Below are 14,804 nucleotides of genomic sequence, written 5' to 3'. Positions count from 1 at the left end.
AAAACCGTTTCACCTGGATTTAAATATATGTCTTCATTAAAAATATTAGGTGTCATTCCGGCACGATACGCTTCGACAAGGTTTCCGGCCAAAGCCCTCATTCCTATTAATGGAGTAACCATGATAAGAAGGGTTTATGAGCAAGCTGTCCAAGCAAAGCTGGTCAAGGATATAGTGGTTGCCACAGACCATGAGGAAATTTACAATCATGTCAAAGACTTTGGTGGTAAAGTAGTAATGACCGACACAAACCACGTAAGCGGAACAGACAGGTGCAGGGAAGCCTTGGAACTACAGCAAAACGAATATGATTTTGTTATAAATATTCAAGGGGATGAGCCTTTTATACAACCAGCTCAAATTGACTTATTGGCAGAAAGCTTGAACCAAGATACTGAAATTGCCACGCTGGTAAAAAAAATCGACAACGAACAAACCCTCTTCAACCCCAATACACCCAAGGTGGTTTTTAATGAGCAAATGGAAGCCATTTATTTCAGCAGGCAAACTATACCTTTTCTAAGAGGCGTACCCGTAGACGATTGGCTTCAAAAACATGCTTTCTATAAACATATAGGCATTTATGCTTATAGGAAAGATATATTGAAAGCAATTACCAAGCTAAAGCCCTCTAAACTAGAAATGGTAGAAAGCCTAGAACAGCTTAGGTGGTTGGAACATGGGTATAAAATCCAGGTAAAAGAAACGCCTTATGAAACCATCGGCATTGACACTCCAGACGACTTGTTAAAAGTAAAATCGCTATCAGGCTTATAACCTGAGCACCATATTCAACTCCTTACCAAAGAGTTTTTGAGTGTTTTTAGGCATTCATAGTAGCGACCAGACATGTTTGGTCGCTACTATAAATCTATTCCTTATCAGATTTTTTCTTTTTAGAAGAAGTCCCTGTTTCCCTCTTAAGCGCATCTCGGTGTTTGGTCTTCCTTTCAACCGGCTCTGCGACCTTTTTTGAAGTTTTTGCTGCTGGTTTTGCCGGTGTTGTTTTTTTGTCGTCCGAAGGCAAAGTCTTTCCCTTTTCAGAAACTTTCTTAGGAACGGCACCTTTTACCGATTTTTTGCCAGCAGACCGAGCAGGTTTGGCAACTGAAGGTTTGCTTTTTTTAGGTTTACCTTCTGCTTGTTTACCCTTTTCCGACACAGGCTTCTTAGCAGTGCCTTCCTCCGTTTCTGCTTTCCGTTCGGTTTCCTCATAAGGGATATTGTAGGTCAAAACTGGCAATGCCGAATGACCTGCAACATCTTCGGCAATACTGCTTTTAAAGAACTGAGAAAAACCTGTACGGCCATGCGTGCCAAGGACTACAAGGTCGGCATCTATTTCAGAAGCAAAGTTTCGGATCCCCTCCTCCTCACTACTATCGGCATACACATTAACAGAGTAATTGTTATCAAGCCCATAATTTCTAATAATCTCATCGATCTTACTTCTTGACATAGAAGATGACAAGAACTTACCCGGAGTATTGACACGAAGCAAATGAAGTTTAGCATTGAAAATTTCTGCAAACTTCACCACCCGCTGCAACAAGTGCGTAATATCTTCTTCAAAGTCAGATGCAAAAACGATATTCTTAAGCCGGAAGTCTTCGGGCTTGCTTTTAACGGTCAATACAGGAACTTTAGATTTTCTAATTACCTTCTCCGCCGTTGATCCGATAAAGAAGTCGTCGATATCACTTCCTGTCCCTTTGCTGCCCATAACCACCAGACCGGCTTCACTGTCCTCCACTTCATTATTGATTCCGGTATAAGCGCGATCTATAACAACATCGGTCTCACATTTTATGCCATCTGCACTTACTTTTTCTGCTTGCTTATGGAGCCTTTTGGTAGTTTTCTCCATAAGTTTTAGGATGAATATTTTATGCATATCATCTTCAAAAACCATATCTCCCGTAGCAGAAAATTTGGGAGTATATGGTTCTTCGATAACATGAAGAAGCTTTATAATTGCATTTTTCTTTTTTGCTATATACTTTGCTACCGCTATTGCATAATCGGAAAACTCCGAAAAGTCGGTAGGCACTAAAACTCTTTTCATATTGACATATTTTAACAGATATACCCATCTATCCTTATAAAATAACCTGTCAATATTTTATATTGTTAAATCCCCAACAGCATAAAGCAGGAAATGAAGAACTTAACCTCCAGCCTTCTTTGCTTTATAGCCCTCTTTTTCCAAAATCTGCAATACTTTGTCCCTGTGATCACCTTGAATGATAATTTCACCATCTTTGGCGCTACCACCTACACCGCATTTGCTCTTTAACAGTTTTCCTAGAGCTTGTAAGTCATCATCCTTGCCCACAAAACCCGTAATCAATGTCACCTGCTTCCCCCCTCTTGATTTTTTATCAAGCATAACCTTGAGGTTTTGCTGCTGAGGTGGCAAGGTCTCAGCTTCCTCTTCTTGCTGATAGTTATATTCAAAATTCTCATCAGTAGAATACACTACCCCCGATCGTCCTTTATTTTTCTTAGCCATAGTTTCAATTTTTAATAACATATCAAAGAAAACAGTATATTATTTGATACGCAATCGTAATTAATAAATTCTGCCCTTTATCCTAATTAGATTAAAAAAATTTCAGAAAAAGCCCCGCCTGCAACTATTCATTCACTGTAAAAAAAGCCGTCCATCATAGCTGAAAATAAAAAAGCCCCTGCGCAAACAGAGGCTTTCCAATAAACCTAAATTATGTCTATTGTACATTTTAGGTTAAATCACTAATTTTCAAAGGGTATGCACTAGGCCTTGACTTAATTGAACCAAGAACTTCACGTCTTGTACTAATTGCGCTTGTATCTTGTAAAAGAATTACAAATACGCCTTTGTTTTTGTTCTTTGCTGCTTTAAGACAAATCCTATTGCATAACCTACATACAAACAACCTTTACTTAAAATGCATTTCTGCGTTTAATTGCATACCTGATCACACAGCCACAGGTTCATACCGCAGGACATTCATGATACGATTTAACAGCTCGGACTCATTTTCAACAAGCTCCAAAAACTTTTCACGGCTGATATAATAAATTTCAGCTTGCTCAATAACCGTAGCCGTACATTGGTACGTCTCACCTTCCATCAACTCCTGATACCCTACAAACGAAAAAGCATTAAGAATGCCCACAATTTTTTCCTCCCCAAAAGGACCGGCAGAAGTAGTTTTCACTTTGCCTCGTTTAATGAAGTATACCCCCATCGGCCGGGTACCTTCATGAAAAACCTCCTGACCTTTCCGATAGGTAACACTTGCCTTGCTGTTATTTTCTATAATCCTACACAACCTTGCGATATCTGCAAGAAAACCTGATTTTGCATTACGGGAATCAGAAGAAATATTAATCATAATAAAACTAGAGTTTAAAGATTAACACCAGAAGAGACTAATGTAATATTCATCCGAATCAAAACAAAGACCTAACCCTGGTACGTCTTCAAAACATCAGTTTAAATGATTTTGTTCACAATAACAGATTATATTTGCAAGTATGTTTTCAACAAAAAAATGTTAATAAAATAGAACAGGAGCAGGTAATAAAACCAACATTTTTAGCAAAAAACTCAACATCAGCTACATAAAATGTGAGAAAGGGAATAATCCTCTCCACTCATAAAACGGCAAACAGAAAAATGTCAACCACTTTTTCTTAAACTACGGAGTTTTCGAAACAGGGCACGTTCTTCTTCGCTCAAATTAGTAGGTAAATCCACTTTAATAGTGATGAATAAATCACCAAAAGCGTCAGCAGTGTTGTAAACAGGCATCCCTTTGCCCTGCAAGCGTAACTTTTTATCGTTTTGTGTTTCAGGAGGTAAATTTACAGCCAAGTTACCAGAAATAGCGGAAAATGTAACTTTGCCACCAAGTACAGCGGTATACAGGTCAACATGTAATGAACAGTGAAGATCGTCCCCTTTTCTTTCATACCTATCGTGAGGAAGCACATTTATACGGATATATAAATCACCAGACGCCCCTCCTTGCACCCCCTTAGCGCCTTTCCCTTTAATTTTGAGGGTTTGACCGTCCTTAATACCTGGTTTTAATTTAATACTCAAAGACTGCCCGTGGTGTGTAAAATACCGTATGGCCCCATGAAAGGCCTCTTCTAAGGAAATGTCAATTTCTGCATGCAGGTCTTGTCCACGGAAAGAACTTCTTCTGCCACTTCCCCCACCTGCTGATTTATTAAAAAATGATTCGAAGAAGTCAGCATACCCGCCGTTTCCAAACATATCTGAGAAGTCTTGCTGACCGCCGGCCTGCTGCCACTGTTTTTGCTGTTCACCATGAAGGTTCCAATATTCTCCATATTGGTCATACTGTTTCCTCTTCTCAGGATCGCTCAGAACCTTATAAGCTTCATTGGCATCCTTAAACTTTTCTTCCGCCTGGCGATTATCAGGGTTCTTGTCAGGATGGTACTTGACAGCAGTTTTCCGGAATGCTTTCTTTATCTCATCGGCAGAGGCATTTCTATCCACCCCCAATGTCTTATAATAGTCTTTAGCCATAACCTCCTCCTTTTATATAAAAAAGCCACACATTTTAATAATGTTTGAGGCCTAGGAAAGATATCAGGCTATAACTTAGGACGCTTTTCAGGATGCCCTAACTTACGCTTTTACCACAAGTTGTTGATAAAGTCCTTAAACTGATAAAATGCCGGAAAGTGGTACCTCTCGGAAAATTTCATAAACAACATATTCAGTAAAATATAAAAAACAGACGCCAAAAGCATAGGTAAAGTAATAAGCCAGAGGTCTTGCAACCTATACTTATACCTGTATTTATCTATTTTTTTCATAACCAGTTTTCCTATATTTATATTGTAACAAAAAACTACAAAAATTATACCACTAAAACCAAATTAATTATGGAAAAATGGATGGAATGGATCAGAGAAATGCAGAGTATCTCACAAGCCGGACTTCATTTTGCCACTGACCCTTTTGACCAAGAAAGATATAGTCAACTACAAACACTCTCGGAAAGAATAATTCAAGAAATATCAAACGTAGACCCTGTCCTCCTAACGGACATCCTGGACAAAGACGCTGGTTACCTAACCCCAAAAACTGATGTAAGAAGCGGTGTTTTCAAAAACGGCAAAATCCTTTTAGTACAGTCGTGGGATGATAAAAAGTGGACATTGCCTGGTGGTTATGCGGACGTGAACCTTACCCCTTCCCAAAATGCCATAAAAGAGGTAAAAGAAGAAAGTGGTTTTGATGTAGATATAATAAGACTTGCGGGCGTACTGGACAGGCGCAAACACAATTACCCTCCTCGTCTTTTCCATTTTTATAAGATCTTCTTTTTCTGCGAGATAACCGGAGGAACACCGACATTAGGCCCCGAAACCCTACAAATTGATTTTTTCTCTATAGAAAATTTACCAGACCTAAGCACAGGCAGGACTTCAGAAAGCCAGCTAAAACTGCTGTTCCATCACTATCAAAATCCCAACCTTCCTCCTTTCTTTGACTAAAAAATTTTTCTTATAACTTACTACAGAAAACAGCGCAGTGGTTTTCCGAGCAGGACAAATTTATTAAACAAAATTAAAAATTGATTAAAATCAGCATGATAACTGACCAATACACAATTAATAAGAAGAAAAGTCAGTTATTTATATGAATGTTTCTTAAAGAACCCTTTAGAAAACTAGCCTATGGAACTGATCAAAAAAGTAAAATTAAGAAGTTTTTACAAAGCTTATCAGCTAACAATGAAAAGAGCTAACCAAATGATGCAGAAAGGGGATATCAATAAATATATGCTTGAGATTATTGAAGCCGATAAGATCATGAAATCTATCAAGTCCCTTGTTCACACCGACAGCAATGCTAACTGTGGCCTAAACCCTGAAAACAACTAACCCCAGATAACCTCATTTATTTAAAGAGGCTGTCCAAAGACAGCCTCTTTTGGTTTGCTCTACTTTATCAAATTGCTATATAACCCTTTCCCATGATGTATGCCTCTGAAGAAAGCGTTACATGGTCTCCTTCCACTTGTAGTCCTATTACTCCTCCCCTTGCAGACGCCTGAAAAGCTTTAAAAACATCTCTCCCCGTTTCATTTGACCAAAAAGAAGCTAGGCACGCATGAGCGGAACCAGTTACAGGGTCTTCGTTAATACCTGCAAAAGGCACAAAAACCCTGGAAACAAAATCATAATCTTTTACACCTTTAGCGGTAACAATAAATACTGCTTTATATTGGGCAAGAACATGAAAGTTTGGCACAAGCCCCCTCACCTCTTGCTCAGAACCCAGTTGCAGCAAATAACCATTCTGATGTTTTGTAGCACAAATAATTTTAGCATCAAAAGCTTCTTTTATATCATCAGGCAAATCTATTTTTTCATAAGCAGGAATCACCGGCAACTTAATAGACAGCTTTTCGCCCTTGCGCTGGGCTAAAACTTCTACTTGGTCTCTAGAAACAAAAACCAGTTCATTATCTATGGGGACAATCCCTTCTTCATACAGAACTTTAGCAGCAGCAATAGATCCATGACCACATAACTTAATTTCAGCTCCGGGTGCATACCACCTAATATGCCAACCATTTAGGTCACGATACAGAAAAGTAGAAGCCGGAAGGTTAAACTCCGCTGCAATTTTTTGCATCACAACATCATCTAAAGGTTTGTCGGTAACACATACTGCTGCCGGATTACCTTTAAACGGCTCAGAAGAAAAGGCATCTACATGATAATAGGTCAGTTTCATATTGAATGGCTTTAAAAAAAATCATTTGTGTAAGTTACTACAAAAAAAGGAATGACATAATCCGTAAGTGCATTTTTTTTAAACACAGAAAGACTCAAATACCACAAACACAGCCCAACGCTCCCTTACTAAAAAACTTTACAAACAAAATGTTTTACATCTTGAATCTATCGAAACCTGATAGTATATTGAAGAAAAAATAGAAGTATTAATCCTTATAGAGTCTTATCAAACCTGAAATATTCATTAGAACTTTCTATTGCTTGGCAAAATCTAATGCATAATCCAGATAAAATACTTTTATAACGAAACAACTTGAGTAAAAAAAGAATACAGGAGAAGCATCCAATCAGACGCCCAAACCAGTCTTATACCTTATAAACTATGAGAATATTGTTTGTTTTTATTTTGAGTGGTTTTTTCTCCAACCTTTGGGCGCAGCAAAAACCTTCTTTAATATTAGGTGACGGCTATTATGTTTTACCCACTCAGCTTTTTGTAGGGGAGCTAATATTCACTAAGGAGCAGTTTATCGCACCACGTTGGTCCATTTCATATTCCTTAGGGTATAAGTTTCCTATCAAAGGACAAGATAGTATATTTACTGGAACAGGAGCCTTTGCGTCTTATGAAATCTTCACTATGACAAACAGAAACCTGAATGGCATTTACCTCTCTTTGGCGCCTTCTTTGTATCTAAAAAAAAGAAGGCGATACTATTTTCAAGCAGAGATCTTTAACAGGTTCTTATGGCTAAATAACAAGCACATAACCTATAGTTTAAGCCGGGCTGGTTTTTCGGCTAGAAGAACCGAAAGAATAAATATAACAGGTATAAAATTTTTATATGGGCACCACAAACATGGCAAAATGAATGGGAAACGGTTCCTAAACGCAAAACTTTATTATGGCTTTAGCGTGCGCATGATAGCTTTTTGGTACGAGAATGTAGATAAGACATATTACCGAACAGCCACTGAAACACAAGCATCATATGTTCCATACGAAAAGGAAAGAGGCACAACCCTAATGCCTTTCGGGCATATCGGCTTTAAAATAGGGCTAGCCAAACCTGTTGCCAATGTCTTTGACTGACATTCAATAATCGGCTACACATAAAATCACATGCTTAACCTTAAAACCTATAAAACATTTATCATCGGAGCAATTATAATAACTTGGTTTATAGAAATAACAGTAAGCGTATATCTGGCTGCTGCAATATTTTTTATAAGTGCCATTTTCCAATACATTCTCTATGCAAAAGCTTCCAACTATCTAAAAAAAATTGATCCGGAACTGCACACTAAACACCAGTATTTTTTACCAAATCTACAGGGAAACAAGTACCTAAATATTGAAAGTTTTTGGCACAAGGACATAAGGAACCATAACGACAGAAAAACAAGGGATTTAGCCGCAAACATTAGGCAGCTTGTATACCTAGGGCTGTTAATACTAATGACTATGGTATTTTTACCAGTATTACATGCAATGTCGTTTAGTTAAGCTTTTCTTGTTGTATTGGTAAGATATTTTTTTGTAAATTGTGGGGGTATATAGGGACTAATAAAAACTCTGACTATAGAGAAGAACTAACCAAACATATCAGCCATGAGATTAACTGTAAAGAGTTCATTAGCCGTGTTAAAGACGGCTGTGAAAGGGTATTCTCTAGACAAAGAAAGCTGGATATCAGGAAGTTAATTGTTTTTATCATGTCTTTTAAGTCAGCATTGCAACGTGATCTTGACAGATTTTACAAAGCAATGTCCAATAGCGATTTTAATATTCGCGAGGTTACTAAAAGCGCCCTTTCTCAGTCCAGATCCAAGCTAAATCCATGGGCATTTGTTAGGTTGAACGAAATAAGTGTGGATTTTTTCTACAAAAAGGCCTCCTATTACACATGGCATGGCATGCGTACTCTTGCTGTTGATGGCACCCGTCTTCAACTTCCAAATCATCCCACAGTAAAAGAAGAATTTGGGGAATATATGTTTGGGCCTAAAGCAAGCACTCCTCGCTCTATGGCAATGGGTTCTATGCTTTATGATGTACTTAATCACATAACTCTCGATGCAGAAATAGCACCTTATGCTTCAAGCGAAAGAGATTTGCTTGTACAGCACCTTAAAAAAGTTGAAAAGGGCGATTTGCTCCTTCTGGACAGGGGATATCCTTGTTTTTGGTTGTTTTTTCTGCTTAAAGCCAAGGGGGTAGAGTTTTGCATAAGGCTTGAGAATGAATGGTGGAAAGAAGTTGAAAGTCTGATGGCCAGCCCTGAACAGGAACGCATAGTGAAGTTTCGGCTCCCTAAAAAAGACCATGGTAAACTGAGTGAATACCCGGAAATTATCAGTCAAGAAATAGACTGCAGGCTTATAAAAGTAAAGCTTGAAACAGGTGAGACAGAAATACTTTGTACTTCCCTGACAGATTTAAAAAAATACGATATTGAGGAGTTTAAGCGGCTTTATCATTATCGGTGGAATGAGGAAGAGTGCTATAAATTACTGAAAAGTCGTCTTGATCTGGAATCTTTTTCTGGAAAAACGGCAAAGGCTGTACGTCAGGATTTTCATGCCAAAGTTTTCCTTTTAACACTATGTGCAGCATATTGCCATCCTATTGAAGCTAAAGTCCTGGCTGAATATGAGGAGGAGCAAAAGGAACAGGAACAAAAGGAAGAGGAACAGAAAGAAGAGAAAGGAAAAAAGAAGCGAAAATACCAACAAAAACCTAATAAGACAAATGCTTTAGCAAACTTAATGGACATGCTTATCCCAATTTTCCTTAAAAGAAAATACCGAAAAGCCGTTAAAGCATTTGATGATATTGTCTCCAGAACCAAAGAAGTTGTAAGGCCAGACAGAAAAGTAGATCGACCTAAAAAAATAAAAAAACCACACTCGATGAACTATAAAAAACTGTGACCATTATCACTAACTAAACGACATTGGTATTACATGTATTAAAAAGCAGCTTTTCAGAGCCCGCATCAGAAACCAAAGAAAAATTAGAAAAGGCAAAACAGATCCTTTCAGACTATGAAGAAAAGGTGGGCAAATAAGCTGTCCCTTCGTAAACAACACCTATTTTTCGTTTTGCACGGACCACCCTACCAAATATTACAAGCATAGAGCGCTAATCAACCTGTACAAAAACAAAATTTATAAAAAAGGGTTATTTCCAACAGTTCAAACCACTATCTATAACATTTGATATTTTCTTAAAAATGCCTCGTTTTGTAAAAATCCACCATACAACTGGTTACAGCAAGGTAAATCATCGGCCACTTATGCCAAGTTTATTCAACAACAAAATAATCTACTCTATCACCTACCCTTTTTTTCGGCTCACACGTAAAAGTTGGGGAGTTTTGGTTTGATTTGTTAATTTTAAGGCAAGATGAAAGAAAACATTATTGCCCCTTTTTTGCCGGAAGGCATACTAGATTTTTTTGAAATAGAAGCTGTAATAGAGCTATGTGACCTGAACAGCAAAAGATCCTTTTATAAAATCAACCTCATTGAGCAGAACCGGCTATTAGGAAAACATAATCCTGAAGAGTACGAGTCTAAAGGTTTTTATGAACCTAAAATTGTGCAAGATTTCCCTATAAGGGGAAAAGCCGTTTATCTTGAATTTAAGCGACGAAGGTGGAGGCATAAAACATGCAAGAACAAAATAGTTTACAATGACTATTCATTTGTAGCTGAAGGCTCTAAAATCACTCAAGAGCTTTCAGATTTTTTAAAAGGTACAGGTCGAGACCCGCGAAGATACCATTGGTAACATTGGCAGCTATTATGAGGTCAAAGGGGATTTGTTGAGGAGGCACTATAAGAAGAAAAGCAGTGGGTTTAAGCAGTGGGAACAAAAAGAGCATGCAGAGGACTATTTGGTCTTTCCGGACAATATCGGAGAGCATCTCAGTATAGACGAAGTTGCACTGTCAAAAGGAGAGTTGTACACTTTTGTTACCAATAAAAACGGGAGAGGCAAAAGAGGCTCTTTGGTAGCTTCTGTAAAAGGCACATTGTCGGCAAATATCATACAAGTTCTGGAGAAAATCCCTCTGGAACAAAGGAATAAAGTAAAGGAAGTAACCCTTGACATGGCAAAAAACATGGAGTCATCCGCAAGAACATGTTTCCCCATGGCAAATTTGGTTACAGACCGCTTTCATGTAGTAAGGCTGGCCCTGGAGGCTCTACAACATATAAGGGTCAATCAAAGATGGGTTGAACTAGATATGGAAAACAAGGCTATCGAAGCTGCCAAAAAGAATGGCGTTAGGTATAAAGCACCCTTATTGCCCAATGGGGACACCCCAAAGCAACTTTTGGCCCGCTGCAGGTATGTCTTTGCCAAAAAGAAAGCTGATTGGACTCAAAGCCAAGAGCAGAGAGCCAACATAGCTTTTGAAAATTATCCAGACCTCAAAAAAGCTTATGACCATGTTCTTGAGTTTAGGCTAATATATGAAAGCAACACAAAAATTTCCGCTGAAAAAAAGTTTAATGAATGGATCAATAAAACTCATGAGATGGAAATTAAAGAATTTTTAACGGTAGCAAATACAGTAAGCAACCATATGAGCAATATTCTAAACTTCTTTGACAATAGATCTACCAATGCAAATGCGGAATCTTTTAATTCAAAAATAAAGCTCTTCAGGGCAAACTTAAGAGGCGTTGTAGATACCAGGTTTTTCTTGTTCAGGCTCTCTAAGCTTTTTGCTTAAATCCCCAGAAAAATACGGTGACCCTTTTTTTCACCCAAATCAAATTCATCACTAAAATGAATGCCAAACTACTTTTGCTGCTAATATTACTGTTGAGCGCATGCAGAGAACCAATAGTTGCCCCAACTACGAATTGTAACACCTATAACTCAAATCAAGAACATTTAAAAGGAGCGGCTATTTCGAACCTAATGATTGAATATAGAAAAAAAGGGCTTCCTGGCATGGCTATTATGATCAAAGACCAAGAAGGCGAATGGATAGGAGCAGAAGGCAAAGCAGACATTGACAAAGATATTGACATGCAACCCTGCCATATCAGCCAAACGGCAAGTATTACAAAACTTTTTTTTGCTGCACTTGCGCTGAAACTGCACGAAGAAAAAACGCTGGACATAAACCGACCGGTCAGCGAATACTTACCTTCGGAAATAACACAAAAAATAGAGAATGCAGAACAAATAACTTTATACATGTTACTGAACCACAGTTCAGGGCTTTATAACCACTCTACGGACAGGTCCTTTTACTTAGATATTTTAAATAACCCTACCAAAAGATGGAAAGCAAAAGAACTGATGGAGTATGTTTACGACCACCCGTCCCGCTTCCCTCCTGGCACAAATGTTTCCTACAGCAATTCTAATACCTTATTGGCCAGTCTGGTGGTAGATTATGCAACGGGGGTAAAGCATGGGAAGCTTTTAAGAGACAAGATCCTCGACCCACTAAGACTAAATGACACTTTCTATCCGTTTCACGACAACCTTCCTGAACACGGTGTAGCCCAAGGTTATTTCGACCTTTACAACAACGGCAAAATAGTAAACATCAGCAACTACAATACGGGAATTGGTAACGGGTACAATGGACTGCACTCTACTGTCATTGACCTACATACTTTTCTAGAAGCGCTTTTAATTAACAAAACAGTCCTTTCTCAGGAAAGCTTGGATATAATGCTAGAAATTAATCCAATCAAGAGTAATGATACAAGGTTCGGAGTAGGAGTAATTGAAGACTTTCTGGACAGAAGAGACCCTTTAGAGTATGGGATAGGACATGGCGGACGAGATCTGGCCTATACAGGCGAACTGTTTTATTTCCCCGAAAAAAACGTCTCTTTTTCATTGCTCATGAACTATGGCAACGATACCTATAGCCGCCTCAACCCCATTTACCTGGATTTCAGAAGAAGACTTGTAAACCTGTTAATGGAATAAACTGACTTGAAGCTATTATTATACTACAAAACTCAGACAAAAGAGTTTCTTTCTATTGCCTTATAAGCAAATAAACTAATGGCTTTTTAACCCTTTTACCAGCTATCAGTTGTACTATAAAAAGGGAGGAACATGAAAGCTATATACAAAGATCAAATTATTGCCGAAAGCAACAATACAATAGAAGTAGATGGCTATAGGTATTTTCCAAAAAGCTCCATTAAAGAAGAATTCCTAGAAGAGTCAGAACACAACTCCATTTGCCCTTGGAAAGGAGAAGCATCCTACTATCATGTAAAAGCCAATGGCGATATGAGCAAAAATGCCGCATGGGAGTATCCAAACCCTAAAGGAAAAGCATCGTTCTTAGAAGGCTATATTGGGTTTTGGAAAGACATTAAAATAGAACGGTAAACAGGCAGAAAGCTAAAGGATTGGGTTCGAACTTAAAAGATTAGCCCAATCCTATAAAGCGTTAGTCATTTATAACTTGAGCGCAATCTTAGGCCAAACAACATATTATCCAAAGACCAAGCGCCACCGCCTTTTATAATGAGGTAAATACTCCCAATGAGCATGGAAAAATCTGTACGACTGGCATGCATCATATACCAAAACCCTTCATCTGACAACATGGGCAATTTTGTAGTAGCAATTGCCACTAGCATAATAGTCAAAGTAGGTATTGCTGCCAACCTTGTCAATAAGCCCAACAAAATCAACGCCCCACACAAAACTTCAAATCCGCCAACAAAGAAGCCTAGAAACTCTGGTTCGGGCAAACCTATTTTTTCAAACCTCCCGACACCACGAATGTCTGGGAATAAAAATTTCTGGATCCCTTCTGACAAAAACACTATACTTACCATGATCCTGATTAAAATGGTCACACGGGCTTGGTCGGTTGATAACAACTTTTTAAGCATAATTACCTAATTTTCAAATCAATAACATCTCCGTTCTTATATTCATCACTCCCTCTAAGCAGAAGGGAGTCCCCTTCTTTAAAACTTCCGAAAACTTCAACTTTATTGCCCTGCATTACCCCTTCGCGAACAGTCACCCGCTGCAACCTGCCATTCTTTACCGTTTCCACAAATTTATCTTCCATGTTAGAAACAACGGCGGAAGCAGGAACAAGAAATGAATTTTCAGGTCTTTTGTATCTGAATTTCACCTGCGCAAACATTCCCGCCTTTAGTCTATGTTCAGAATTGAACACATCAGCTTCTATCATTTCGGTTCGGGTACGTACAGATATACTGCTAGCCTGACGATTAAGGATACCGTGAAAAATTTCTCCAGGATAAGCACCCACACTGAACCACAAAGTATCTTTAGAAAGAACTGTATTTGAAAAGTTTTCCGGCAAAGCAATTTCCAGCCTCAGTTTCTCATTGGCTTCCATTTTGAACAGCGGAAGTTCATTTTCGCTTCCCTGCACATTAACCAAAGCACCTGTATGAACGTTCCTTTCGGTAATAAGTCCATCGAAAGGCGCTTTAATTTGCAAGTATTTTGAAGTTTCATTTGCTGCGTTTAAATATGCCCTGGCAGCTTTTAGGTCATTTAAGGAAGCCACCCATCTTGCACTATCTTCACGGCTCCTGTTCTTCACCTTGATAAGTTCATTAGCTGAGATTGCACCCGGTGTCAAAGAAGCTTTGTGGATTCGTTCATAGGTATCCTTAGACGTTTTCCAGTTTAATTCTTCACTCATGGCTTTACTTTCTGCAGAACTAACCTTTGCTTTAGCCTCAGCCAGCTGAGCAATGATTTCAGGGGCCTCTAATACAGCAATAATATCTCCTTTTTTGACCTTTGTACCACGATCCACCCGGATTTCTTTAACAAAACCGGTAATTTTCGGATAAACCTTCACCTCTTCAAAAGCTTTTAACTCACCAGGAAGCGAAAGTTCAATTGCTTCTTCTGAGCGCTGAAGTATAACCCCCTCTGCTTCTTTCAAAGTTGGCTTTTGTGTTTTCTCAGCACCTGACTCGCAGGAAGTCTGTAACAAGGCCAGTACAACAAGTATGTAATAGTATTTCAACAT

Annotated in this window: 17 protein-coding genes; 10 read left to right on the top strand and 7 right to left on the bottom strand. The window is 38.5% G+C overall.

Features of this window, described 5'->3' with window-relative positions:
- The first annotated feature begins 27 nt into the window (after window positions 1-27).
- Window positions 28-777, top strand: coding sequence for a 3-deoxy-manno-octulosonate cytidylyltransferase (gene kdsB, locus RCC89_07155; GenBank protein ID WMJ72939.1), 750 nt, complete (start codon window positions 28-30; stop codon window positions 775-777).
- Window positions 778-871: 94 nt separating this feature from the next.
- On the opposite strand, the gene RCC89_07150 is transcribed toward kdsB, so the two are convergent.
- The 4 genes from RCC89_07150 to RCC89_07135 all read right to left on the bottom strand — a co-directional run bounded on the left by RCC89_07150 (window position 872) and on the right by RCC89_07135 (window position 4,549).
- Complete coding sequence (locus tag RCC89_07150; GenBank protein ID WMJ72938.1) at window positions 872-2,065, bottom strand: universal stress protein; 1,194 nt, start codon at window positions 2,063-2,065, stop codon at window positions 872-874.
- Window positions 2,066-2,167: 102 nt separating this feature from the next.
- Window positions 2,168-2,512 (bottom strand): translation initiation factor, encoded by a 345-nt coding sequence (locus RCC89_07145; GenBank protein ID WMJ72937.1) that lies wholly within the window; start codon window positions 2,510-2,512, stop codon window positions 2,168-2,170.
- Window positions 2,513-2,960: 448 nt separating this feature from the next.
- Window positions 2,961-3,380, bottom strand: coding sequence for a cyclic nucleotide-binding domain-containing protein (locus tag RCC89_07140; GenBank protein WMJ72936.1), 420 nt, complete (start codon window positions 3,378-3,380; stop codon window positions 2,961-2,963).
- A gap of 287 nt (window positions 3,381-3,667) precedes the next feature.
- Window positions 3,668-4,549, bottom strand: coding sequence for a J domain-containing protein (locus tag RCC89_07135; GenBank protein WMJ72935.1), 882 nt, complete (start codon window positions 4,547-4,549; stop codon window positions 3,668-3,670).
- 362 nt (window positions 4,550-4,911) lie between these two features.
- On the opposite strand from RCC89_07135, the gene RCC89_07130 reads away from it, so the two are divergent.
- Window positions 4,912-5,526, top strand: coding sequence for an NUDIX hydrolase (locus RCC89_07130; GenBank protein ID WMJ72934.1), 615 nt, complete (start codon window positions 4,912-4,914; stop codon window positions 5,524-5,526).
- Between the two features lie 183 nt (window positions 5,527-5,709).
- Window positions 5,710-5,916 (top strand): hypothetical protein, encoded by a 207-nt coding sequence (locus RCC89_07125; protein ID WMJ72933.1) that lies wholly within the window; start codon window positions 5,710-5,712, stop codon window positions 5,914-5,916.
- Window positions 5,917-5,983: 67 nt separating this feature from the next.
- On the opposite strand, the gene RCC89_07120 is transcribed toward RCC89_07125, so the two are convergent.
- Window positions 5,984-6,775: a PhzF family phenazine biosynthesis protein gene (locus RCC89_07120; GenBank protein ID WMJ72932.1), complete on the bottom strand. Its 792-nt coding sequence runs from the start codon at window positions 6,773-6,775 to the stop codon at window positions 5,984-5,986.
- Window positions 6,776-7,159: 384 nt separating this feature from the next.
- Between RCC89_07120 and RCC89_07115 the strand changes: the two genes are divergently transcribed.
- The 7 genes from RCC89_07115 (at window position 7,160) to RCC89_07085 (ending at window position 13,162) form a co-directional block, all read left to right on the top strand.
- Window positions 7,160-7,870, top strand: a complete 711-nt coding sequence (locus tag RCC89_07115) for a hypothetical protein (protein ID WMJ72931.1) — start codon at window positions 7,160-7,162, stop codon at window positions 7,868-7,870.
- A gap of 30 nt (window positions 7,871-7,900) precedes the next feature.
- Complete coding sequence (locus RCC89_07110; GenBank protein ID WMJ72930.1) at window positions 7,901-8,284, top strand: hypothetical protein; 384 nt, start codon at window positions 7,901-7,903, stop codon at window positions 8,282-8,284.
- A 38-nt stretch (window positions 8,285-8,322) separates the two neighbouring features.
- A complete protein-coding gene (locus tag RCC89_07105; GenBank protein WMJ72929.1) occupies window positions 8,323-9,711 on the top strand; it encodes an IS4 family transposase in 1,389 nt (462 codons plus the stop codon).
- Window positions 9,712-10,186: 475 nt separating this feature from the next.
- Window positions 10,187-10,573: a hypothetical protein gene (locus RCC89_07100; protein ID WMJ72928.1), complete on the top strand. Its 387-nt coding sequence runs from the start codon at window positions 10,187-10,189 to the stop codon at window positions 10,571-10,573.
- A 31-nt stretch (window positions 10,574-10,604) separates the two neighbouring features.
- Window positions 10,605-11,525, top strand: a complete 921-nt coding sequence (locus tag RCC89_07095) for a transposase (protein WMJ72927.1) — start codon at window positions 10,605-10,607, stop codon at window positions 11,523-11,525.
- A 56-nt stretch (window positions 11,526-11,581) separates the two neighbouring features.
- Window positions 11,582-12,748, top strand: coding sequence for a serine hydrolase domain-containing protein (locus RCC89_07090; protein WMJ72926.1), 1,167 nt, complete (start codon window positions 11,582-11,584; stop codon window positions 12,746-12,748).
- Between the two features lie 132 nt (window positions 12,749-12,880).
- Complete coding sequence (locus tag RCC89_07085) at window positions 12,881-13,162, top strand: DUF427 domain-containing protein (protein ID WMJ72925.1); 282 nt, start codon at window positions 12,881-12,883, stop codon at window positions 13,160-13,162.
- A 65-nt stretch (window positions 13,163-13,227) separates the two neighbouring features.
- On the opposite strand, the gene RCC89_07080 is transcribed toward RCC89_07085, so the two are convergent.
- Together RCC89_07080 and RCC89_07075 are read right to left on the bottom strand one after the other, a co-directional pair.
- Complete coding sequence (locus RCC89_07080; GenBank protein WMJ72924.1) at window positions 13,228-13,674, bottom strand: DoxX family protein; 447 nt, start codon at window positions 13,672-13,674, stop codon at window positions 13,228-13,230.
- 2 nt (window positions 13,675-13,676) lie between these two features.
- Window positions 13,677-14,804 (bottom strand): efflux RND transporter periplasmic adaptor subunit, encoded by a 1,128-nt coding sequence (locus RCC89_07075; protein ID WMJ72923.1) that lies wholly within the window; start codon window positions 14,802-14,804, stop codon window positions 13,677-13,679.

Source organism: Cytophagaceae bacterium ABcell3, from assembly GCA_030913385.1.
GTDB lineage: Bacteria > Bacteroidota > Bacteroidia > Cytophagales > Cytophagaceae > ABcell3.
This window is presented reverse-complemented; position numbering and strand designations above follow the sequence as displayed.

Excerpts from the sequence above, each read along its gene's own strand:
- RCC89_07120 (WMJ72932.1), bottom strand. The coding sequence starts at position 6,775 with ATGAAACTGACCTATTATCATGTAGATGCCTTTTCTTCTGAGCCGTTT.
- RCC89_07100 (WMJ72928.1), top strand. The coding sequence starts at position 10,187 with ATGAAAGAAAACATTATTGCCCCTTTTTTGCCGGAAGGCATACTAGAT.
- RCC89_07145 (WMJ72937.1), bottom strand. The coding sequence starts at position 2,512 with ATGGCTAAGAAAAATAAAGGACGATCGGGGGTAGTGTATTCTACTGAT.
- RCC89_07075 (WMJ72923.1), bottom strand. The coding sequence starts at position 14,804 with ATGTTGAAATACTATTACATACTTGTTGTACTGGCCTTGTTACAGACT.
- RCC89_07130 (WMJ72934.1), top strand. The coding sequence starts at position 4,912 with ATGGAAAAATGGATGGAATGGATCAGAGAAATGCAGAGTATCTCACAA.
- RCC89_07085 (WMJ72925.1), top strand. The coding sequence starts at position 12,881 with ATGAAAGCTATATACAAAGATCAAATTATTGCCGAAAGCAACAATACA.
- RCC89_07110 (WMJ72930.1), top strand. The coding sequence starts at position 7,901 with ATGCTTAACCTTAAAACCTATAAAACATTTATCATCGGAGCAATTATA.
- RCC89_07135 (WMJ72935.1), bottom strand. The coding sequence starts at position 4,549 with ATGGCTAAAGACTATTATAAGACATTGGGGGTGGATAGAAATGCCTCT.
- RCC89_07115 (WMJ72931.1), top strand. The coding sequence starts at position 7,160 with ATGAGAATATTGTTTGTTTTTATTTTGAGTGGTTTTTTCTCCAACCTT.
- RCC89_07090 (WMJ72926.1), top strand. The coding sequence starts at position 11,582 with ATGAATGCCAAACTACTTTTGCTGCTAATATTACTGTTGAGCGCATGC.
- RCC89_07125 (WMJ72933.1), top strand. The coding sequence starts at position 5,710 with ATGGAACTGATCAAAAAAGTAAAATTAAGAAGTTTTTACAAAGCTTAT.
- RCC89_07080 (WMJ72924.1), bottom strand. The coding sequence starts at position 13,674 with ATGCTTAAAAAGTTGTTATCAACCGACCAAGCCCGTGTGACCATTTTA.
- RCC89_07140 (WMJ72936.1), bottom strand. The coding sequence starts at position 3,380 with ATGATTAATATTTCTTCTGATTCCCGTAATGCAAAATCAGGTTTTCTT.
- RCC89_07150 (WMJ72938.1), bottom strand. The coding sequence starts at position 2,065 with ATGAAAAGAGTTTTAGTGCCTACCGACTTTTCGGAGTTTTCCGATTAT.
- kdsB (WMJ72939.1), top strand. The coding sequence starts at position 28 with ATGTCTTCATTAAAAATATTAGGTGTCATTCCGGCACGATACGCTTCG.